Source organism: Corynebacterium sp. HMSC06C06, from assembly GCF_001807295.1.
GTDB classification, from domain to species: Bacteria; Actinomycetota; Actinomycetes; order Mycobacteriales; family Mycobacteriaceae; genus Corynebacterium; species Corynebacterium striatum.
The window spans coordinates 26,682-48,594 of sequence record NZ_KV788492.1; the positions used below are offsets into that span (position 1 = coordinate 26,682).

Genomic DNA, 21,913 nt, shown 5'->3' on the forward strand with positions numbered 1-21,913 from the left:
GGCGTGGTTTAGCCGGGGAAAGGCGCGCGTGGACGGGCGTAGTAGATCCACACGAGGACAGAGGTGATTGCGAAATATACAACGCAGCCCCAGAAGAACGTGGCGGCCGGCATCATGGAAAGTAGCACGCCTACGACGAACGGGCCGAATGCGCCGATGGCACCAGTCCAACCGATGACGCCGCCTGCCTGACGCTTCGGCAAAATCATTGGCATCTGCTTGAAGGTGCCGGCATTGGCTAGGCCGGTGAAGAAGAACATGATGAGCATGCAGGTCAAAAAGCCCTTGAACTCGCTCGGGTCGGAGGGGTTTAAGAAGAGTGCAGAAAGGGCAGTAAAGACCGTCATGCCTACGCAACCGACGAAGGTCCAGATAGCGCCGCCGAACTTATCGCACAGCGGGCCCCACAGTGCGCGGACCAGCGCACCGATCAGCGGGCCGAGGAAGGCATAGGCAGCACCGCGCGGCAGATCATCGAACTGGCCAGCAAACTGGGAATCGGCGCCGAAGGTCTGGTTGATAAGAAGCGCCATTTGAGCCGCGAAGCCGGAGAAAGCGCCGAAGGTCATCAAGTAGACAACGGTCAAGATCCACGTGTTTTTGTTGCCGAAGATATCGATCTGCTGGCGGAAGTTTGCCTTGACTGGAACGTCCTTGAGCAGCATCCATGCGAGAACAGCACCAACTATTGCCCATGGAACCAAGAAGATTGCCGGGTTGTGCACGAAGATTGCGCCATCATCTGTGCGCTGCGGTGCCACGAAGCCGATTCCCAGGAGGGTAAAGCCCATCAGCCACGGCGCAACCAGTTGAATGAAGGAAATACCGAAGTTGCCCAAGCCTGCCTGCAGGCCGAGGGCGGTGCCGGACATGCGCTTAGGGAAGAAGTAGCCGGTGGAAGGCATAAAGCCAGAAAAGACGCCGCCGCCGATACCAGAGAGGAAAGCCAAGGTTAAGAGCCACCAGTACGGGGTGGAGGTGTCCTGCACGGCGAAGAACCAGCCGAGCATCGGGATGATGAACAGCAGGGAGGAAACGGACACCAGCTTGCGGGTGCCGATGATAGGTGGCAGGAACATAAACAGCAGGCGGAATAAGCCGCATGCGAGGCCTGCAATGGAGGTCAGCCAGTACAGCTGACTCTTGCTGAGATCGAACCCGATCTGGTTGAGCATCGGTGCAATTGCGGAAACGAGATACCACGTTGCAAAACCGATGATCAGCACGAAGGTGGAAACCCACAAGGTTCGCCACGCAACCTTGGAATCCCAGTGGTCTTTTTCTTCGGGGTTCCATCCTTGGATGGTCTTGCCCGACGTATCAAGTGCAGTCATTTTTTCCTCGGTATTTTCGTAGGAACTTTCTCTTTCTAATTTAGTTTCAATTATCCTAAAAAGAGGAATTTTCTACGGAATTCTTCGAGTTTAATTAGGAAACGTTAGTGTTGCGGAAATATTTCATATACCGATCTTTCGCTGGTTATCCCGTCAAGGGGTAGGAAACTGCTGCTTATGACTCGTTTCTGTTAAAAATGTCACACCATTAAACCGAGGTAAAGGACGCCCACATGAAACCTGCCACCGCTGCCATAATCGTCACCGCTGACCGCGTTTTGAGCGGCGCAAAGCCTGATTCTGCAGGCGCCTTGGCCAAGGAGCTTTTGTTGGCTCAGGGGCTCAAAGTGGCGAGCCACGATGTCGTTGCGGAAGGCTACGCCCGCGTGGCCGAAGCACTGCGCGAGCAGGTACGGGCCGGCGTCGACGTCATTGTGGTCATCGGAGGAACTGGCATCGGTCCCACCAACTACACACCTGAAGTAACCGAAGAGTTCATTGCTGCCCGCCTGCACGGGCTGGAAACCCAGGTGCTGATCAAAGGCCTAGAGAGTTCGCACAAGGCTGGCCTTTCCCGCGGGGTCATTGGCATGACTGACCGCGGCTGTGGCTCGCTGATTATCAATTCCGCGTCCTCCCGCGGCGCAGTTGCTGACACCTTGGGTGTCGTTCTCCCTTTGCTCGGGGATATCTTTCGGGACGCGAAGGGTAAATGATAAGCGTGGTTACTTATTAAGCTCGGCGGCGCTCCCACTCGGCGAGTTCAGCCAAAGTATCGTAGTCCATTTCCGCGCCTGTACCCGGCACCGCGATGAGGCGGGGGACTGCGTGCAACAGCCTGCGGGCTGACTTGTTGTGCAGGCAGTCGAAGGAATCTACCGCTTGGCGCAGGCCGTCGTAGTGCCACAGCGCGCACAGTGGCTGAATAACATCGCCGCTTAAAGCCGCCGCTACCGAGGGAATCGAGCTTTGCGCTTCGCAGGCGGCAAGTTTTTTCAACAACTTTGGCAGCATTTGGGGCGAATCCGGCGCATCCACAGATAACACTGCGATATAGCGAAGTGGCGCTAAACTACGTGCTTCCAGGTTCTTCAGGCCTGCCGCGATGCCAGCTGCAGGCCCACCAAAAAGCGGATTTTCGCATACCTGCGGCAGGCCCAGCGGAAACGGGGAAACCACGCAGACCGGCGCGCCATAAGGAAGCTGTCTGCGCACGACGTCGACAAGCCTTTCGCCCCGCACACGCACCGAACCCTTATCGCGCCCGCCCATCCTGGTGCCGCGGCCGCCTGCCAGGATGATGACTCCTAGCTCGTGCGGTTTGTAGTTCAGCATTGCCTAGTTTTTAGGAAGCTCGCGGGTCCAGTCGCCGGAACGGCCACCGGATTTTGCGGTGATCCGACAGCGGCGGATAAATGCGGAGCGGTCGACGCCTTTGACCATATCGATGATGGACAGCGCCGCGACGTTGACCGCGGTAAGCGCCTCCATCTCCACACCGGTGCGATCGGCGGTTCGCACCGTTGCCTCGATGAAGACGTGGTCGTCTCGGATTTCTAGATCGACCGAGCAACCATGCACGCCGATGGTGTGGGCGAGAGGAAGCAGTTCCGGAACCTTCTTGGCCGCCGAGATGCCGGCGATGCGCGCGACCGCTAGCACGTCGCCCTTGGGGACCGTGCCGTCGCGAAGCGCAGAAAGAACCTCAGGAGAACATGCAACCTCGCCTTGCGCGGTAGCGGAGCGGACGGTGGGCTGCTTTTCTGTCACATCCACCATGTAGGCGGAGCCGGAGGAATTGAGATGGGTAAATTTCATGGGTTCTAGTCTAATTAAGGCCTAATCGAGAATTAATAGATAACCACGCGGACTTCATCGCCAGCCTGAATTTCGGAGGTCACCTCAACCAGGCCGCACGTGCCATGGAGTGAGGCCACGAAGTGGCTGCTCAACCCGCTGGCAAAGGGGTACGCCACGACGAACTCGCCGAACTCTAAGCGCGTGGGCACAAATGCCGTGCCGTGCTTGTGTGCCACGGGGAACTCCTCCCCGGCGCGCGCGACGATGGTACGCCCGCTGCAGACTTTCGTGCGGGCAGGACGCCCGCTCAAGGCCTCGAGGAAAGGCGAAACATAAAGGTGGTAGGAAACAAACGCCGCTACGGGATTGCCCGGCAGGGAGATAACCGGCAAACCCCCATAGAGGGAAAAACCTTGCGGCGTGCCCGGCTTTTGCTTGACCCCGCCGAACCAAGCCTCACAGTCCTCTGCGGCCTGGAGCACGGTCTGCGTGACGTCGAAGGCGCCGGCGGAAACACCGCCCGTCGTGATTACTACCTCGTGGGAATGAAACAGCTGCTCAATCGTCTCGCGCAGCTGCACCGGGGAGTCGGAAGAGCGCATGTGCGTTACCACCGCGTGCGGAATAGTGGAGCGAATCAGCGACTCGATCATCGGCCCATTCGAATCGGGTAGCTGGCCCGGCTCGAGGCTTGAGCCCTCGACCAGTTCATCGCCGGAGGAGACCACGCCTACGAGAACGGGGCGGTAGACGCGAACATGCGTGATGCCAGCCGAAACCAGCGCGGCAATAAGGCCGGCATCGACCACGGTGCCCGGCTTGGCGATGGTCGCGCCCTCCCGAACGTTTTCCCCCTTCGGGCGGATGTGCGTGCGCCTGGGCGTCTCGTTGATGGTGACCTCACTCGGCAGCTCGTGTGGGCCGGCTGGAATATCGGTCAACTCCACCGGGACTACAACTAGGCCATCGTTGTCCTCCGGAACCGGCGCGCCGGTCATGATGCGCACTGCCTTGCCCGCTGGCACCTCCTTGGGGGCTTGGCCCGCCGGAACGTCGCCTGCGACGGGCAAACGCGCAGGCAGCTCAACCAGATCCTTGACGTGTACCAAGAAGCCATCCATCGCAGAGTTGCTAAACGGCGGCACCGCTAGGCGCGCAGTGACGTATTCTGCAATAACGCGGCCCAAAAGTTTCTCGTTGACCGGTTGGGCTTCCGGAAATACCTCTACCGGCACCGGCCGGGCGTGAGACATTATCGCCTCGAAGTGTTCTTGTGGGGAGCGCATGTTTTTCAAACTAGATCCTTAAGCCTTTAACCACCGATTGCTGCCATCAAGCGATCCGGCTGCAAGAAACCCTCGTCATTCACGCCGTGGCCGGGCAGCTTCGCCCACATTTCTGCGGCCCATGCCTCCATGAGCTCTTCATCGCTGGCGCCCGCGCGTATGAGGTCACGCAGCGAGGTTTCAGAGTTTCCAAACAAGCAGTTGCGTACTGCACCATCCGTGGTCAAACGCGTGCGATCGCAGGAACCACAGAAGGAGTGGGTGACTGAGGCGATGACACCGATTTTGCCCACATATTCGCCGCCGCGGGAGGCGTTCCACAACGCCGCGGGCGCGGAGCCGCGCGGTTCGCTGGCTGGTTCAAGTTCAAAGGAAGCGCGCAGACGCTCCAAGATATCTTCTGCCGTCACCATGTTTTCGCGGCGCCACTTATCACGTGGCCCCAACGGCATCTGCTCGATGAAGCGCAGCTGCGCGCCCGCCTCGATGCAGTACTCGGCCAGCGGAACGATGGAGTCCTCGTTCACGCCCGGCATGACCACTGCATTGACCTTGACCGGGTGCAGCCCGGCGCGGGTAGCGGCTTCGATGGCTGTGAAGACATCCTGGATGCGGTCGCGCCGGGTTAGCCGGGCATAAAGCTCGCGGTCGGTGGTATCGAGCGAGATGTTCACGCGGTCGAGGCCTGCTTCCACCAGTCCATCGATACGCCGGTCGAGGCCCAAGCCGTTCGTGGTCAGTGCGGTAGACGGTGATTTACCTTCGTCGGTGCGCAATTGCTTAGTGGCAGCGACAATCTTCTCCAAAGACTTGCGCAGGAGCGGTTCGCCGCCGGTGAACCGTACCTGGCGGATGCCTAGTTTTTCGACGCCGATGCGGATAAGGCGGATCGTTTCCTCATCGCTCAAGGTTTCTGCGGTGGGAAACCACTCGAGACCTTCGGCCGGCATGCAGTACGTGCAGCGGAGATTGCAGCGATCGGTAAGCGAAACGCGCAGGTCGCGGGCCCTGCGGCCGTATTTGTCTAGAAGCGGATAAGTCATTGTCGTCCTAGTCTATAGACAGAGTGGTCTTATCCATATTAACCCGGAAATGTTTGCGTTTAATCCGGAGGCTAATCGCGGGGCGGGAAATGCTGCGGCAAGTCATCCAGGCGCTGCGACTCGCCAGGGCCTTTCAGTCGAATGATGTTGTATTCGCCCTCGGCGAGGTGCGAGCGCAAGTCCTTCTTATCGAACTTGCCCACGGAGGTTTTGTCGATGTTCTTTACGAAGGTCCAGTACTCCGGAAGCATCCACGAAGGTAGCTCCTTGCGCATACCCTCTCGGATGCGCTCGGCGGTTTCGATTGTTGGAGAAAACCCTGGTGCCAACACCGTTACCGCGAGAGGGCGTTCCACCCACTGTTTATCCGGATAACCGATGACCGCGGCTTCCACCACGACAGGGTTGGCCATGATGAGGTTCTCCAGCTGCACGGAATAGATCCACTCGCCGCCAGAGCGGATGACGTCGCGGGCGCGGTCCTCCACAGTAAGGAAGCCATCTTCGGTGACGGAGCCGACGTCGCCAGTGCGCAGCCAGCCATCCGCGGTGAATTTGGATTCGGCATCCTCGACCTGCTTGCCGCGGAACTCTTCTGCTGAGCCGCCCGGCTCGGAGGTGGGTGAGTGGTAATAAGAGCCCGTGACCAGGTTGCCGCGCACCTGAATCTCGCCGGCGTTGCGGTCGGAACTGGGCACGACCACGCCGTCGTTGACCACGCGGTATTGCAGCGAGGCAGGAAAACGGCCTTGGGAGACGCGGTAGGCCCAGCGGGTATCGCCATCGGCGCCCTGGGGTGGACGGGCAACCGTGCCCACCGTGGTGGTCTCGGCCATGCCCCAGACGTGGACAACATCAACGCCGTATCGCTCCTCCCACATCTTGATCAGTTGCGGCGGCACCGGCGAGCCGCCTGCGAAGATTTCCGTAAGCGTCATGCGGCTTGGCGGGTTCTTGAGGTAGTGAACGAAGAGCTGAATCCAAATCGTTGGCACGCCATGCGCCACGCGCGGCGACGTTGCCGCGATGATGCTGGCGAGCGTCGGTGCGGAAACATCGGCGTCGGGAAGCACCAACGGCGTACCCGTCATGAAAGCCGCAAACGGAACACCCCAGCTCAACACGTGATAGATAGGGATGCAGCACAGGAAGGTCTCGCCGTGGGTCACGCACAGTGAGTCGGATGCGCGCAGCTGCATGCTCTCAAGGTAGAGCGCGCGGTGGGAGTAGAGCACGGCCTTCGGTGCGCCGGTGGTGCCGGTGGAGTAACACAAGGCTGCCGCCGTATGCTCTTCCAGCTCCGGCCAGTTGTATTCGGTGGAACGTCCGTCAAGCAGCGCCTCGTAGGAGTACACCTCGACGCCACGTCCAAACTTTCCTGCGTGCGACTGCGGATTGCTGGCGCCGATAAACAACACGGCGCGCACGGATTCCGCTCCGGCTAGAACTTTGGCGAGCTGATCTGCCAGGCGTGGGTCAGCGACGATGACCTCCACCTCAGCATGGTTAATGATGTGCCGGATTTGGTCATTCATCAGCTGCTTGTTCAAGGGAGTGAAAACAGCGCCCTTGCAGGCTACGCCAAACATGACCTCGAGATGTTCCGCACAATTCCACATGAAGGATGCGACACGCTGATCCCCGGTAACTCCAAGTTCGTCGTGCAGCACGTGCGCGAAAGCTGCGGCTCGTGCGCCGATGGCGGAGAAGCTGGTCTTTTCCGGTTCCGAGTTGCTATGCCACGTGGTCACCTGTGTCTGCCCATGAACGGTGGACCCGTATTCCAGGATGCGTGTAAGGGAGAGAGGGATGTCCTGCATGGTGGAAAGCATGCTGTCTACTTTAGCGGTGTCACTTCCAGCTTGCGCGTACAATGCGTTATAGTTGACAGCGACTGGTGCGGATTGGCTTGACAAGTGTTTCCGAGTCGCCGCGCAACCGAGTATTCCGAGGATGCAACCTCGTGTTACTTTCTCGCTCGCAGTCGCCTTCTACTAATTCTCCTCCGTGGCATTCCTTTTCCCAGGGGAGAGGCCTAGATATTTCACCGCCCGCGCAGTTAACCCGAATAATTCGTTACTTCGGAACTTGCTTCGCTCGTGGCGGCGTGCACCATAAAAATACAAATTGGCTTCCAGCGCGTAGGCCACATTTCAGGCTACGCAAATCAATGCTGGTGAAGCGACGAAAGGATTTCCGTGAGCAATACGGACAAAGCCGCAGCACAGGATTACGCATCCCTGAAGCTGCCGGAACTGCGCAAGCTTGCTGCCGAGCGCGGCCTTCGAGGTGTCTCTGGATTGCGCAAGGGGGACCTCATCACTGCACTGACCACCGGCCAGGTTCCAGCCAAGGCCGCCAAAGCTGCCAAGGCCGCAAAGCCCGTAGCGGACGCTGCGCCTGCCGACGCCGCGGCGAAGCAGGAATCTGCAGCTGATGCAGCTGAATCGAAGAACGCTGGCGCAAACCCGCGCCGGGTTCGTAAGGCTACCCGCAAGGCTGGTGCTGCACACGACCATGCAGCGCACGACCACGCGGACAACGACAATTCCGCGAACTTCGCAAACGCCGCAAACGCCGCTGCCGCCGAGGCTCAGAACGAGAACAAGGGCGAGCAGAAAGGCGAGCAGAAGGGCGACGAGCAGCGCTATGAGTCCCGTTCCCAGGCCCGTCGTGCCCGCCGTAACCGTGCTCGCCGCCAAGAGCGCGAGAACGCCGAGAACACCAAGTCTGACAACGATGCTGGCAATGGCGCTGCGAACGAGGGTTCCCAAGATTCCTCCAGCGAGCAGCAGGGCAACGAAGACAAGCGCGAGAACAACGACCGCGGCGACCGTGGCGACCGTGGCGATCGCAACGAGCGCAATGACCGCAATGACCGTGGTGGTCGCAACAATCGTCGCAACACCGATGATGACGATGACAACAACGGCGGACGTCGTAACCGCCGCAACCGTCGTAACCGCCGCAACCGTGGCGGCAACGACAATAACGGCGGCGGCAATGACCTGCAGATCCGTGAGGGTGATGAGGTGCAGGCAGTCGGCGGCATCCTCGAGGTCGTGGACAACAACGTAGCTTTCCTGCGCACCACCGGTTACCGCGCGGCAAGCTCCGACGTCTTCGTGAACAACAACCTCGTTCGCCGCCTGGGCCTGCGCTCTGGCGACGCCCTGACCGGTAAGGTCAAGGTCTCCGGCCCAACGCACACCCACGGCAATGGCCGCAACCGCCGTAAGTACAACCAGTTGGTGCAGGTTGACACGGTTAACGGTGCGGATCCTTCGACCGCGCAGAACCGCCCGCACTTCTCCAAGCTGACCCCGCTGTACCCGAACCAGCGCCTGCGTCTGGAGACCGATCCGAAGATCCTGACCACCCGCGTCATCGACCTCATCATGCCGATCGGTAAGGGCCAGCGCGCGCTCATCGTCTCCCCGCCTAAGGCCGGTAAGACCACCATCCTGCAGAACATCGCCAACGCGATCTCCGCAAATAACCCAGAGTGCTACCTCATGGTCGTCCTCGTCGACGAGCGCCCAGAAGAGGTCACCGACATGCAGCGCAGCGTCAAGGGCGAGGTCATTGCCTCCACCTTCGACCGCCCGCCATCAGAGCACACCTCCGTGGCCGAGCTCGCCATCGAGCGCGCAAAGCGTCTCGTGGAGCAGGGCAAGGACGTCGTCGTCCTGCTCGACTCCATCACCCGCCTGGGCCGTGCATACAACAACTCCTCGCCGGCTTCCGGCCGCATCCTCTCCGGCGGTGTGGACTCCAACGCCCTTTACCCGCCGAAGCGTTTCCTCGGTGCTGCCCGCAACATCGAAGACGGCGGCTCCCTGACTATCATCGCTACCGCAATGGTCGAGACCGGCTCCACCGGAGACACCGTCATCTTCGAGGAGTTTAAGGGCACCGGCAACGCCGAGCTCAAGCTCGACCGCGCTATCTCTGAGCGCCGCATCTTCCCGGCTGTCGACGTTAACCCGTCTGGCACCCGTAAGGACGAGCTGCTGCTCGTTCCGGAAGAGGCGCGCATCATGACCAAGCTGCGCCGCATCCTGTCCGGCCTAGACTCCTTCGCCGCGATCGACTTGCTCATCAAGCAGCTCAAGAAGACCCGCTCCAACGGCGAGTTCCTCATGCAGGTGGCAAGCTCTGCACCGATGGTTGCTGACAAGGAAGCTGAGGATTACATCTAATGGCAAGCCAAGTTTCACTCGTTGACGACATCGTCTCCGAGTACCAGGGCATCGAAATGCAGATGGGCGACCCAGAGGTCGCCGGCGATCAGAAGCTCTTCCGCAAGCTTTCCAAGCGCTACGCGGAGCTGCGTCCTATCGTTGCCGTCAACAACGACCTGGTCCAGGCACGTCAGGACCTCGAGGACGCCAAGGAAATGGCATACGAGGACCATGACTTCCAGGACGAGGTCGATCGCCTTGAGCCGCTGGTAGTCGAGCTCGAAGAAAAGCTCGCCGACCTGCTCGCGCCGCGCGATGAGCACGACTCCGAGGACATCATCATGGAGATCAAGGCCGGTGCCGGTGGCGAAGAGGCAGCCCTTTTCGCAGGCGACTTGGCCCGTATGTACGAGCGCTTCGCCGACAAGGCTGGATTCCAGTGGGAAGTCTTGGGACTCAACGAGTCCGACCTCGGCGGCGTGAAGGACATGTCCATCTCCTTCAAGTCCAAGACCCCGTCCCGCGACGGTGCTTGGTCCGTATTCAAGTTCGAGGGTGGCGTGCACCGCGTGCAGCGCGTCCCGGTCACCGAGTCCCAGGGGCGCATCCAAACCTCCGCCGCTGGCGTGCTGGTGTACCCAGAGCCGGACGAGGTAGAGTCCGTCAACATCGACGAGAAGGACCTGCGCGTCGACGTTTACCGTTCCTCCGGTAAGGGCGGCCAGGGCGTTAACACCACTGACTCCGCAGTGCGTATCACGCACCTTCCCACCGGCTTGGTGGTGACCTGTCAGAAGGAGCGTTCCCAGATTCAGAACAAGGCCCGTGCACTGCAGGTGCTGCAGGCCCGCCTGGATCAGATTGAGCGCGAAGCTCGCGAGGCCGAGGCCGGCGAGCAGCGTGCTTCCCAGGTCCGTACCCTGGACCGCTCGGAGCGCATCCGCACCTACAACTGGCCGGAGAACCGCATTACCGATCACCGCATTGGTTACAAGGCCAATAACCTGGATGCCGTGCTCAACGGTGACATGCAGGATCTCATCACCGCCCTGCAGGCCCAAGAGCGAGCTGAGCGCTTGGAGGCGGAAGGCTAAAGGTGGCTTTTCACACCTACGCAGAAGCGCTTCGCGACGCCGCGGAGCGCTTTCGTGCATCTGGAGTTCCCAGTCCCGAGTGGGATGCCCGTTTGTTGGCCGCCGAGCTCATCGGCTGCGGGCACATGGACATCGACCTTGACGCAGCTCCCATCCCGGGCTTCGACATCGCGTATGAGGGCTGGGTGGCGCGCCGTGCTGCCCGCGAGCCGCTGCAACACATCCTCGGTACTGCGTGGTTTGGCCCGCTTGAGCTCGAGGTCGGACCAGGCGTGTTCATCCCGCGCCCCGAGACTGAAGTCCTGGCGGATTGGGGAGTGCGCATGCTTCGCGACGTCGCTAAGCACACAGCTCTTACAGTTACCGCGTCGCCTCCGCGTGTCGTCGACCTGTGTACCGGTAGCGGCGCGCTGGCCGGCTACGTCAAGCACGAAATGCCGGAAGCCGAGGTGTACGCGGTCGAGCTCTCCGATGAGGCGTTTTCCTATGCGCAGCGCAACCTCTCCCGCGTGGCCGGCGAGGGGCTGAGGCTTGTCCAGGGCGACGCGACTGCGCCTGCGACCTTGCGCAAGCTCGACGGCAGCGTCGACCTCGTGCTCACCAATCCGCCCTATGTGCCGGAAACCCTAGATCTCGAACCCGAGGTCTACCACGATCCACACATGGCAGTCTTTGGTGGGGAAGACGGTATGGCTATAATCAACCGCCTCGTCCCGCGCATCGCGGAGCTGCTCAAGCCCGGCGGCCGAGTGGGCATCGAGCACGACGACGCCACCAGCGCTGCAGTGCAGGCTGTGCTCCACGCTGATGGACGGTTCACTGATATTGCCGTGCTGCGGGATCTGACAAAGACCGCCCGTTTCGTTACGGCGCGCAAAAGTGTAAGCGCCTACTCCGCAGGAGTACAGTAGGTTGGTCTGTAAACATGAAGTGAGGAAAGCATGCAGGGAAAGATTTATAACTGCGCCGACCAAGCAGAGCGCGAAGAGGGAATGGCACTCGCAGTAAAGGCTGCGAAGTCGGGCCGTCTGGTTGTGATGCCAACTGACACTCTTTACGGCCTGGGCTGCGATGCGTTTGACAACGACGCCGTGGCAAGCCTGCTGGCCACCAAACATCGCGGTCCTGACATGCCGGTCCCAGTATTAGTGGGATCGTGGGACACAATTCGCGGCCTGGTTGCCAGCTATACCGATACCGCACGTACCTTGGTCGAGGCTTTCTGGCCGGGCGGCCTGTCCATCGTGGTGCCACAGGCTCCGTCTCTGCCCTGGAACCTCGGCGATACCCGCGGCACCGTGATGCTGCGCATGCCGCTGCACCCGATCGCGATTGAACTGTTGCGCGAGGTAGGCCCCATGGCTGTGTCTTCTGCAAACATTTCCGGCCAGACCCCGCCGACCACCGCGCTTGAGGCAAAGCAGCAGCTGGGTAAAGCCGTGACCGTTTACCTCGATGGCGGCGAGACCGCAATTGGCAAGCCTTCCACCATCATCGACCTCTCCGGGGAGCGTCCGTACCTGCTGCGCGAGGGTGCGCTGTCCGCGGAGGAAATCGCTGCGGTTATTGGTGTGACCGCAGAGTCTCTGCGTACCCGTCCTGGCGCCTAGGCGCCGAGGCGTAGTAGTGCCTAGGCGCTGAGGCGCAGTAGCAAAGACAAGAACCCGAGCGAAAAGGAGAGTGTGTGGGCGGAACTGGAGTACCGCTGCGCGAGATAGCCCTCGTTATTCTCGTCGCAGCGACCTTTACCTATCTTGCCACTGGTTTAGTTCGGAGCTTTTTGGTGCGCACTGGCCGAGTGGCAGAAATTCGCTTGCGAGATTCGCATTCTCAACCCACCCCGCAGATGGGCGGCGTGGCGATGTTTACCGGGTTTGCGGCCGCGGTATTCATTGCGGGCCAGTTTCCAGCCTTGACTCGCGGCTTTATGCCCGTTACCCCAGAGATGAACGCGGTCTTATGGGCGGCGCTGGCCATAGTGCTTGTGGGCGTCATCGACGATCTTGTTGAGCTCAGTGCGGTAGTCAAACTAGTGGGCCAATTACTGGCCGCTGGAATCATGAGCGGCCTCGGCCTGACGTGGACGTTGCTCTTCATTCCGCTGGGGGATGGAACTACGGTTCTTCTTGATCAAATCCAGGGCACACTCTTGACTACGTTCTTTACGGTACTGCTGATTAACGCTATGAACTTCGTGGATGGGCTTGACGGTCTCGCCGCCGGCCTAGGCCTTATTGCAGGCGCCGCGATCCTGGTCTTCTCCCTGACCGTCTTGCATGATCAAGGTGGTGCGGTCTCCGCATATCCGCCCGCAATCATCGCGGCAGCGCTGGTGGGTATATGTGCCGGATTCCTGCCCCACAACTTTGAGCCTTCTCGTATCTTCATGGGGGACAGTGGATCGATGCTCATTGGCCTGCTGCTGGCGGCGGCTTCGACGTCTGCCTCGGGCAAGATCAATATGTCCTTGTACGGTACTGTCGACATGGTGGCTCTCGCTTCGCCGTTCATCGTCGTGGCCGCTGCTGTATTTATTCCAGTCCTGGACCTTGTCTGGGCGGTTATTCGCCGCCTCTCACAGGGGCGTTCGCCTTTCTCTGCGGACAAAGCGCACATCCACCACCGCCTCTTGTCCTTGGGTCATACTCACCGCCGAACCGTACTCGTCCTCTATTTGTGGGTATCCGCTGTAGCTTTTGGGGCGGTGTCTTTTTCCATAGTCCCGCCGGTTCTCGCAACGACTATTACGGTGCTGGCTTTGCTCTTTGCCTTCGGCGTCACGCTCATCCCACTTCGCCAGGGCAAGCTCGGACGCGCCAAGCCTGGCGCCACAGTAGTAGCCCATACGGATCCTTCATAGACGCGGGCGTGATGTAGGCTTTTTGCCTATGACTAACAACGCCGCGAACGATGCGCCGATTAACAAGGTTGAAGACTTTGATGATCCAGTTTTGCCGCTCAAGCGTGCCTTAAACTTCGGCTCGATGGCACTGGTAGCGATAACTATCTTGTCCCTGGCTGTCTGGGGAGGTATGCGCGGACTACCCGGCATTTGGGGCGTCGTAATTGGCGCCGGCATCGGCGGCGGCTTCGTACTGTTGACTGTGGTGTCTGTGCTCGCTGCATCCAAGACTTCGCCGACCAATACCATCATCGTGGTGATGGGCAGCTGGCTGGTGAAGATCTTGGTCCTCATTATCATCTTGGCCGTGATTCGCGACCTTGAGTTTTACGACAAGATGGCCATGTTCGTGACCGTAGTCCTGGCGCTCTTGGCGACTCTCGGCACAGAGGCATGGGGCGTAGTCAGTGCCCGCGTATCTTACGTGCATTAAATTCTCGCGCTAACCCATTTTTGCCGAACTTATCGGCCTGTACCCCGTGGTGGGTGGACATTCGTTGTCTGCTTGCCCGGGGTGGCTTATGTTTTGCGCCATATAACCCGAATGTGGGGCAGGTACCTTCCTTGGGGGAACGTGTGAAAAGTGTGTAAATTCCACCCCCGGGGTGGTGCATATTCCCTGTGTGTGACAAAGGCCATAAAAGGTCTTTTGCCTAGTCATAAGCCTTAAAAGTGGGAAATAGCGAAGCAGGGCGGGGTGGCGTCATTTCGGCTCCACCCTGCTACACGTCTCAAACGCGCTGAACTGATATTATTTCGTGCGGGTTACCGCGGAACCGAAATATTTTCCTTGCTAGCTGCGAGGTCATTGAAATTTCGGCTCCCGCGCGGTCAATCCCTGTCACTTCTTCGAAGATGTGCGACGGAGTCCGAAGTCGTGACAGAGAGCTTGAGACGTCCATCGCACCGTCCGCAATATCCAATTGCGGCGGCCCTAACACGGGAGAGAACGCTGAGCGTTACAACATTGGCCATGAAAGGGCACTTCCACGCGCCTGATCTGGGTGAAGAATTCTTCCCGGGGCAAGTAGATGCTGACCATCTGTTCTTCGGTGACTTTGCCGACGGATGGTTCGCGCTTGATCGCCTAATGCTGGTGCGCATCTTGATGACGCTGGTATTGGTGGTTCTTTTCATGTTGGCCTTTAAGAACCCCAAGTTGGTTCCAAAGGGTCTGCAGAATGTCGGCGAGCATGCGGTCGATTTTGTCCGCATCTACATCGCCGAAGACATCTTGGGTAAGAAGGAGGCGAAGCGATTCCTCCCGGTTATCGCGACGATCTTCTTCGCAGTCCTGTTTATGAACGTACCGACCATCATCCCGGGACTTAACGTCTCGCCGAATGGTCGTATCGGTATGCCTATCGTTCTTGCAGCGGTTTCGTACATCGCAATGATTTACGCCGGTGCAAAGCGCTACGGTTTCGGCAAGTTTGTTAAGTCCTCGGTGGTTATTCCTAACCTTCCGCCGGTCCTGCACTTGCTCGTTGTGCCGATCGAGTTCTTCTCGACCTTCATTCTGCGACCAGTTACCCTCGCCATTCGTCTCATGGCGAACTTCTTGGCTGGACACATCATTCTGGTCCTCCTGTTCTCTGCTTCGAACTTCTTCTTCTGGCAGCTGAACGGTTGGACGGCACTGTCTGGTTTGACCATTGTTCTGGGACTTGCATTCAGCTTGTTCGAGCTCTTGGTCATCTTCCTGCAGGCCTACATCTTCGCCCTTCTGACGGCGGTGTACATCGAACTGTCCCTCCACGCGGATTCGCACTAAGGACGAGGTCGACGAGCGCGACCGAGAAAAATCTCAACTTCACAGAAACTATCTCCCTGTCCGTGAGAATGCGGGCAGGACATACGAAAGGGAACGACTTTCACCATGAACGAAATCATTCTTGCACAGGATGCTGCCGCTAACCTCGACAGCTTGAAGGCTGTTGGCTACGGCCTCGCCGCAATCGGCCCTGGTATCGGTATCGGCATCGTTGCCGGTAAGACCGTTGAGGCTATGGCTCGCCAGCCTGAAATGGCCGGCCAGCTGCGTACCACCATGTTCCTTGGTATCGCCTTCACCGAGGCTCTTGCACTTATCGGCCTCGTTGCAGGCTTCCTGTTCTAAAAAGTTCGCGTTTTCCTAAACCAACCTTTTAAGACTGGAGACCACATGAACAACGTCTTTTATACGCTTGCGGCGGGGGAGGAGAACCCGGGTTCCGGCAGCTTCTCCGTCCTTCTGCCCAAGAACTATGACATTTTCTGGTCTTTGATCTGTTTCGTTGTCATCTTGTGGCTGTTCTGGAAGTTCGTTCTTCCGGCATACAACAAGATGCTCCAGGAGCGCGAGGACCGAATCGAGGGTGGCATGAAGCGTGCTGAGGCTCAGCAGGCTGAAGCTAAGGCTGCTCTCGAGAAGTACAACGCACAGCTTGCTGACGCACGTGCAGAAGCTGCAGAGATCCGTGAGCAGGCGCGCGAGCGCGGCAAGCAGATCGAGGCTGAGGCTAAGACCCAGGCCGAGGAAGAATCCCGCCGCATTGTCGCTTCTGGCGAGAAGCAGCTGCAGGCTTCCCGTGCACAGGTCATCTCCGAGCTGCGTTCCGAAATCGGACAGAACTCCATCAACTTGGCTGAGAAGCTGCTCGGCGGCGAGCTTTCGTCCGCTACCAAGCAGTCCTCCACGATTGACACCTTCCTGTCCGAGCTCGATTCTGTGGCACCGGCCGGAAAGTAGGCAACTATGAAGGCAGCTAGCCGCGAAGCTCTCGCGAGCGTTGAATCCCAGCTGGATCAGTTTCTGGCTTCGGACAACGCTGTTGCGAGCGCTGCACAGGCAGGTCTCGACCTCTTCGAGGTCGTCGATGTCCTTGATGCAGACCGCGAACTGCGCGTTGCGCTAACCGACGCCGCCGTTCCGGCCGACACCCGCAAGTCTCTGGTGCAGAACCTTTTTGGCTCCAAGATTGCTCCGATCGCCGCTCAGGTCATCGACGCAGCTGCAGCCGAGCAGTGGTCCTCCACTCGTGACTTGGTCAAGGGTCTCGTATCCCTTGGTCGCCGCGCACTCTTGCGTGGTGCTGAGGCTCAGGGCCAGTTGGGCCAGGTGGAAGACGAGCTTTTCCGTCTGTCCAGCATCCTGAAGAACGAGGCAGAGCTGACCCAGTTGCTTTCCGATCGAACTGCTACGTCCGCACGTAAGCGCGGATTGCTGGCAAGCGTGCTCTACGGCAAGGTAACGATGTTCACTGAGGCGCTTGCGCTCCAGGCCATCGGCCGCCCTGAGCAGAACCCCATCGATGATGTCGCCGCTCTGGCCGACTACGCAGCGCAGCTGCAGGGTCGCACCATTGCACGCGTCACCACCGCGGGTGAGCTGAATGATAGCCAGCGTGCAGCACTCGCTGAGAAGCTGGGCAAAATTTATGGTCGTGCGATGTCCATTCACTCTGAGGTTGACACCAGCCTCCTCGGTGGTATGGCCATCCGCGTCGGCGATGAAGTTATCGACGGTTCCACGGCAGGCAAGATTGCCCGCCTGCGTGCCAAGATGGCTTAGCCGAAACGACAGAAATGATTAAGTAATTGCTGGAAGATACTACCGAGAGCAGGAAGAACATGGCGGAGCTGACGATCTCCTCCGATGAGATTCGTAGCGCGATTGCGAACTACACCTCGAGCTACTCCGCGGAGGCCTCCCGTGAGGAGGTCGGCGTGGTCATTTCGGCAGCTGACGGTATTGCGCAGGTTTCGGGCCTGCCATCCGTTATGGCGAATGAGCTGCTCGAGTTCCCAGGCGGCGTTATCGGCGTCGCACAGAACCTCGACACCAACTCCATCGGTGTCGTTGTCCTGGGCAACTTCGAGTCCCTCACCGAGGGCGACGAGGTCAAGAGGACTGGCGAAGTCCTTTCCATCCCCGTGGGCGAGGAATTCCTCGGCCGCGTTATCAACCCACTGGGCCAGCCGATCGACGGCCTGGGCCCAATCGCCGCTGAAGAGGACCGCGTCCTCGAGCTGCAGGCACCGTCCGTGCTGCAGCGTCAGCCGGTTGAAGAGCCGATGCAGACCGGCATCAAGGCTATTGACGCAATGACCCCGATTGGTCGTGGTCAGCGTCAGTTGGTCATTGGTGACCGTAAGACTGGTAAGACCGCAGTCTGCATCGACACCATCCTGAACCAGAAGGCTAACTGGGAGTCTGGCGACAAGGACAAGCAGGTACGTTGTATCTACGTCGCTATCGGCCAGAAGGGCTCCACCATTGCTGGAGTCCGCCACACCCTGGAGCAGCACGGCGCACTGGAGTACACCACCATCGTGGCTGCTCCGGCTTCCGACGCTGCCGGCTTCAAGTGGCTCGCCCCGTTCTCCGGTGCGGCCCTGGGTCAGCACTGGATGTACCAGGGCAACCACGTCCTGGTTATTTACGATGATCTCACCAAGCAGGCTGAGGCCTACCGTGCGATTTCCCTTCTGCTGCGCCGTCCGCCGGGCCGCGAGGCATACCCGGGCGACGTTTTCTACCTCCACTCCCGTCTGCTGGAGCGTGCTGCAAAGCTCTCCGACGACATGGGCGCAGGTTCCATGACCGCACTGCCGATCATCGAGACCAAGGCGAACGACGTTTCTGCCTTCATCCCGACCAACGTTATTTCCATTACCGACGGCCAGGTCTTCCTGGAGTCCGACCTGTTCAACCAGGGCGTCCGTCCGGCAATTAACGTCGGTGTGTCCGTCTCCCGTGTTGGTGGCGCTGCGCAGACCAAGGGTATGAAGAAGGTCGCCGGTAACCTGCGTCTTGAGCTTGCTGCTTACCGTGACCTGCAGGCATTCGCTGCCTTCGCTTCCGACCTCGACCCGGCCTCCAAGGCACAGCTCGAGCGCGGTGAGCGTCTGGTCGAGCTGCTCAAGCAGGCAGAGTCCTCCCCGCAGCCTGTCGAGTTCCAGATGGTTTCCATCTACTTGGCAGACCAGGGCATCTTCGACGTCGTTCCCGTCGAGGATGTACGTCGCTTCGAAGCTGAAGTTCACGAGTACCTGCACTCCAACGCCCCACAGGTGTTCGAGCAGATCGCTGGTGGCCAGGCTCTGTCCGACGAGTCCAAGGATGCGCTCGTTAGGGCTGCAAAGGAATTCACCCCAACCTTCCGTACCTCCGAGGGCCACAACATTGGCTCCGAGGCACCGGTTGAGCCGCTCGACGCGGCTGAGGTGAAGAAGACCGAGCTCAACGTCTCCCACAAGACGGCTAACTAGAGTCCGCACAGCTCTAAGAATCAACCGTCTAGATAAAAGAAGGGAGGAGCGAACACCATGGCTAATCTTCGTGAACTGCGTGACCGCATCAGGTCCGTTAATTCCACCAAGAAGATCACCAAGGCACAGGAGCTCATTGCTACCTCGCGCATTACCAAGGCACAGGCAAGGGTTGAGGCATCACTGCCTTACGCACACGAGCTTGCGAATGTTATGAACAGGCTCGCAGCGGCCAGCTCGCTGGATCACCCCATGCTTCGTGAACGTGAAGATGGCAAGGTCGCCGCTATTCTCGTGGTCTCTTCTGACCGCGGCATGTGCGGTGGCTACAATAACAACATCTTCAAGAAGGCAGCCGAGCTCGAAGCACTGCTCAAGAAGCAGGGCTACGAGACCGTCCGCTACGTCACGGGTAATAAAGGCGTTGGCTTCTACAAGTTCCGTGAAGCTGACGTTGCAGGCAGCTGGGCTGGTTTCTCCCAGGATCCGTCCTGGGAAACCACCCACGATGTCCGTCGTCACATGATTGACGGATTCATTGCAGGTTCGAAGGGGACCGCTAAGTACCGCGAAGGCATCAACACCGAGGGCGAGTCCATCCGTGGCTTCGACCAGGTCCACGTTGTGTATACCGAGTTTGAGTCCATGCTGATTCAGACCGCGCGTGCCCAGCAGTTGCTGCCAGTGGTTCCGGTCATCGAGGACGAGGAATTCCACCTCGGCGAGTCCGCGCTTTCCGACGCCGAGCCCGCTGATCAGGTCACCCCTGATTACGAGTTCGAGCCGGATGCGGACACGTTGATGGAGAGTCTGCTCCCGCAGTATGTCTCTCGCATCCTCTTCGCGATGTTCTTGGAGGCTTCCGCTTCCGAGTCCGCCGCTCGCCGTACCGCAATGAAGTCTGCTACTGACAACGCTACCGAGCTGGTCAAGAACCTCTCGCGCGTGGCCAACCAGGCTCGTCAGGCACAGATTACCCAGGAAATTACAGAGATCGTCGGTGGCGCTGGTGCGCTCGCCGAAAGCGCAGAAAGTGACTAGATTATGACTTCAGCTCTGCAAGAGCAGAACACACAGTCGTCGGCTGTTGCCGGCCGTGTGGTGCGCGTCATCGGTCCGGTCGTCGACGTGGAGTTCCCGCGTGGCGGACTGCCGGCACTGTACAACGCACTGACCGTCGAGATTACTCTCGAGGCTGTTGCAAAGACCGTCACCCTCGAGGTCGCTCAGCACCTCGGTGACAACCTCGTCCGTACCGTTTCCATGGCACCGACCGACGGCCTCGTCCGCGGCGCTACCGTGACCGATACTGGCAAGCCAATCTCCGTTCCAGTCGGCGATGTGGTCAAGGGCCACGTCTTCAACGCACTGGGCGACTGCCTCGACCAGCCTGGTCTGGGTCGCGACGGCGAGCAGTGGGGCATCCACCGTGAGCCGCCAGCATTCGACCAGCTCGAGGGCAAGACCGAGATCCTGGAGACCGGTATTAAGGTTATCGACCTCCTGACCCCGTACGTGAAGGGCGGCAAGATCGGTCTCTTCGGCGGTGCAGGTGTTGGTAAGACCGTTCTTATCCAGGAGATGATTACTCGTATCGCACGCGAGTTCTCCGGTACTTCCGTCTTCGCCGGCGTCGGCGAGCGTACCCGTGAGGGCACCGACCTCTTCCTCGAAATGGAAGAGATGGGCGTTCTCCAGGACACCGCCCTCGTGTTCGGCCAGATGGATGAGCCGCCAGGAGTCCGTATGCGCGTGGCTCTGTCCGGCCTGACCATGGCGGAGTACTTCCGCGATGTGCAGAACCAGGACGTGCTGCTGTTCATCGACAACATCTTCCGTTTCACCCAGGCAGGTTCTGAGGTTTCGACCCTGCTGGGCCGTATGCCTTCCGCCGTTGGCTACCAGCCAACCCTGGCTGACGAGATGGGTGTCCTGCAGGAGCGCATTACCTCCACGAAGGGCAAGTCGATTACCTCTCTGCAGGCCGTTTACGTTCCTGCGGATGACTACACCGACCCGGCTCCGGCCACCACCTTCGCCCACCTCGATGCAACCACCGAGTTGGACCGTGGTATTGCTTCCAAGGGTATTTACCCGGCTGTGAACCCGCTGACTTCTACCTCTCGTATTCTGGAGCCGTCCATCGTGGGCGAGCACCACTACGAAGTTGCACAGCGTGTTATTCACATCCTGCAGAAGAACAAGGAACTCCAGGACATCATCGCCATCCTTGGTATGGACGAGCTGTCTGAGGAGGACAAGGTCACCGTTCAGCGTGCCCGTCGTATCGAGCGCTTCCTGGGCCAGAACTTCTTCGTCGCAGAGAAGTTCACCGGCCTGCCAGGCTCCTACGTCCCGCTGACCGAGACCATCGACGCTTTCGAGCGCATCTGCAACGGCGAGTTCGATCACTACCCAGAGCAGGCCTTCAACGGCCTGGGTGGCTTGGACGACGTCGAGGCTGCGTACAAGAAGCTCACCGAGAAGTAGGGAGTGGCACATGGCTGACATCACCGCTGAATTGGTATCCGTCGAGCGCATGCTGTGGTCTGGACAGGCCACGCTGGTTACGGCTGAGACCACCGAGGGTGAGATCGGCGTGCTTCCTGGTCACGAGCCATTGGTCGGCCAGCTGGCCGAGAACGGCGTCGTGACCATCCACCCAGTGGACGGCGAGCGCCTCGTCGCCGCGGTCCAGGGTGGCTTCCTCTCCGTGTCCAGGGACAAGATCACTGTCCTCGCCAACTGGGCCACCTGGTCCACCGAAGTTGATGAGGCACAGGCTTCCGAAGACCAGAAGTCTGACGAAGCTCTCGTCCACAACCGCGGTGCAGCCGCACAGCGTGCTGTGCGCCGCGCCAACAAGGGCTAGGAGAGTAACGGGCAGCAAAGCCCTTCCGCTCTCGAAGCGCTCCATTTCCTCCACACGAGGAGATGGAGCGCTTTTTCGATCTCGCCATTCATTAGCTCGATTAGTGGCATTTGGTGCAACTAAAGCGCTAGAATTCATTCATCAG

General features: G+C 59.5%; 21 protein-coding genes. 15 read left to right on the forward strand and 6 right to left on the reverse strand.

Translation table 11 applies throughout. The features are described from left to right. Window positions 1-8: 8 nt before the first annotated feature. Window positions 9-1,334: a nitrate/nitrite transporter gene (locus tag HMPREF3153_RS06680; RefSeq protein WP_070420396.1), complete on the reverse strand. Its 1,326-nt coding sequence runs from the start codon at window positions 1,332-1,334 to the stop codon at window positions 9-11. Window positions 1,335-1,567: 233 nt separating this feature from the next. Here HMPREF3153_RS06680 and HMPREF3153_RS06685 point away from each other — a divergent pair, with 233 nt between their 5' ends. Next, a complete protein-coding gene (locus HMPREF3153_RS06685) occupies window positions 1,568-2,050 on the forward strand; it encodes a molybdopterin-binding protein (RefSeq protein WP_070420397.1) in 483 nt (160 codons plus the stop codon). 16 nt (window positions 2,051-2,066) lie between these two features. On the opposite strand, the gene HMPREF3153_RS06690 is transcribed toward HMPREF3153_RS06685, so the two are convergent. The 5 genes from HMPREF3153_RS06690 to HMPREF3153_RS06710 form a co-directional block, all read right to left on the reverse strand. Further along, complete coding sequence (locus tag HMPREF3153_RS06690) at window positions 2,067-2,669, reverse strand: NTP transferase domain-containing protein (protein WP_070420398.1); 603 nt, start codon at window positions 2,667-2,669, stop codon at window positions 2,067-2,069. Window positions 2,670-2,672: 3 nt separating this feature from the next. Continuing rightward, window positions 2,673-3,152, reverse strand: a complete 480-nt coding sequence (moaC, locus tag HMPREF3153_RS06695; protein WP_070420399.1) for a cyclic pyranopterin monophosphate synthase MoaC — start codon at window positions 3,150-3,152, stop codon at window positions 2,673-2,675. Window positions 3,153-3,184: 32 nt separating this feature from the next. After that, on the reverse strand, window positions 3,185-4,420 hold the full coding sequence (locus HMPREF3153_RS06700) for a molybdopterin molybdotransferase MoeA (protein ID WP_070420400.1): 1,236 nt from the start codon (window positions 4,418-4,420) through the stop codon (window positions 3,185-3,187). Between the two features lie 26 nt (window positions 4,421-4,446). Then, window positions 4,447-5,463: a GTP 3',8-cyclase MoaA gene (gene moaA / locus HMPREF3153_RS06705; RefSeq protein ID WP_070420401.1), complete on the reverse strand. Its 1,017-nt coding sequence runs from the start codon at window positions 5,461-5,463 to the stop codon at window positions 4,447-4,449. A gap of 71 nt (window positions 5,464-5,534) precedes the next feature. Next, window positions 5,535-7,295 carry a long-chain fatty-acid--CoA ligase gene (locus tag HMPREF3153_RS06710; protein WP_005532044.1) on the reverse strand — a complete coding sequence of 587 codons (1,761 nt, stop codon included), beginning with the start codon at window positions 7,293-7,295 and terminating at the stop codon, window positions 5,535-5,537. 366 nt (window positions 7,296-7,661) lie between these two features. Between HMPREF3153_RS06710 and rho the strand changes: the two genes are divergently transcribed. From rho to HMPREF3153_RS06780, 14 genes are all read left to right on the forward strand, one after another. Beyond that, entirely contained in the window at window positions 7,662-9,665 is a 2,004-nt protein-coding gene (gene rho, locus HMPREF3153_RS06715; protein WP_070420402.1) for a transcription termination factor Rho, read from the forward strand. Next, the gene (gene prfA, locus HMPREF3153_RS06720) at window positions 9,665-10,741 is read left to right on the forward strand and encodes a peptide chain release factor 1 (RefSeq protein WP_005532046.1); all 1,077 of its coding nucleotides are present in this window, start codon (window positions 9,665-9,667) and stop codon (window positions 10,739-10,741) included. Before rho ends, prfA begins: the two co-directional genes overlap by 1 nt. 2 nt (window positions 10,742-10,743) lie before the next feature. After that, complete coding sequence (prmC, locus tag HMPREF3153_RS06725) at window positions 10,744-11,652, forward strand: peptide chain release factor N(5)-glutamine methyltransferase (RefSeq protein ID WP_070420403.1); 909 nt, start codon at window positions 10,744-10,746, stop codon at window positions 11,650-11,652. Window positions 11,653-11,682: 30 nt separating this feature from the next. Then, a complete protein-coding gene (locus HMPREF3153_RS06730; RefSeq protein WP_005532048.1) occupies window positions 11,683-12,351 on the forward strand; it encodes an L-threonylcarbamoyladenylate synthase in 669 nt (222 codons plus the stop codon). Window positions 12,352-12,425: 74 nt separating this feature from the next. Then, on the forward strand, window positions 12,426-13,601 hold the full coding sequence (locus tag HMPREF3153_RS06735) for an MraY family glycosyltransferase (protein ID WP_034657597.1): 1,176 nt from the start codon (window positions 12,426-12,428) through the stop codon (window positions 13,599-13,601). Between the two features lie 28 nt (window positions 13,602-13,629). Further along, a complete protein-coding gene (locus HMPREF3153_RS06740; RefSeq protein ID WP_005532050.1) occupies window positions 13,630-14,076 on the forward strand; it encodes a Cg1360 family ATP-synthase-associated protein in 447 nt (148 codons plus the stop codon). A gap of 540 nt (window positions 14,077-14,616) precedes the next feature. Next, the gene (atpB, locus tag HMPREF3153_RS06745) at window positions 14,617-15,417 is read left to right on the forward strand and encodes a F0F1 ATP synthase subunit A (protein WP_005532051.1); all 801 of its coding nucleotides are present in this window, start codon (window positions 14,617-14,619) and stop codon (window positions 15,415-15,417) included. 105 nt (window positions 15,418-15,522) lie between these two features. Further along, entirely contained in the window at window positions 15,523-15,762 is a 240-nt protein-coding gene (locus HMPREF3153_RS06750) for an ATP synthase F0 subunit C (protein ID WP_005532052.1), read from the forward strand. 45 nt (window positions 15,763-15,807) lie between these two features. Then, window positions 15,808-16,374 carry a F0F1 ATP synthase subunit B gene (locus HMPREF3153_RS06755; protein WP_046645536.1) on the forward strand — a complete coding sequence of 189 codons (567 nt, stop codon included), beginning with the start codon at window positions 15,808-15,810 and terminating at the stop codon, window positions 16,372-16,374. Between the two features lie 6 nt (window positions 16,375-16,380). Continuing rightward, window positions 16,381-17,196, forward strand: a complete 816-nt coding sequence (locus HMPREF3153_RS06760; RefSeq protein WP_070420404.1) for a F0F1 ATP synthase subunit delta — start codon at window positions 16,381-16,383, stop codon at window positions 17,194-17,196. 59 nt (window positions 17,197-17,255) lie between these two features. Next, window positions 17,256-18,896, forward strand: coding sequence for a F0F1 ATP synthase subunit alpha (gene atpA / locus HMPREF3153_RS06765; protein ID WP_070420405.1), 1,641 nt, complete (start codon window positions 17,256-17,258; stop codon window positions 18,894-18,896). A 57-nt stretch (window positions 18,897-18,953) separates the two neighbouring features. After that, the gene (locus tag HMPREF3153_RS06770) at window positions 18,954-19,937 is read left to right on the forward strand and encodes a F0F1 ATP synthase subunit gamma (RefSeq protein ID WP_070420406.1); all 984 of its coding nucleotides are present in this window, start codon (window positions 18,954-18,956) and stop codon (window positions 19,935-19,937) included. A gap of 3 nt (window positions 19,938-19,940) precedes the next feature. Further along, window positions 19,941-21,386, forward strand: a complete 1,446-nt coding sequence (atpD, locus tag HMPREF3153_RS06775; protein ID WP_005532061.1) for a F0F1 ATP synthase subunit beta — start codon at window positions 19,941-19,943, stop codon at window positions 21,384-21,386. A 10-nt stretch (window positions 21,387-21,396) separates the two neighbouring features. After that, window positions 21,397-21,768 carry a F0F1 ATP synthase subunit epsilon gene (locus HMPREF3153_RS06780; RefSeq protein WP_005532062.1) on the forward strand — a complete coding sequence of 124 codons (372 nt, stop codon included), beginning with the start codon at window positions 21,397-21,399 and terminating at the stop codon, window positions 21,766-21,768. The last annotated feature ends 145 nt before the right edge of the window (window positions 21,769-21,913 follow it).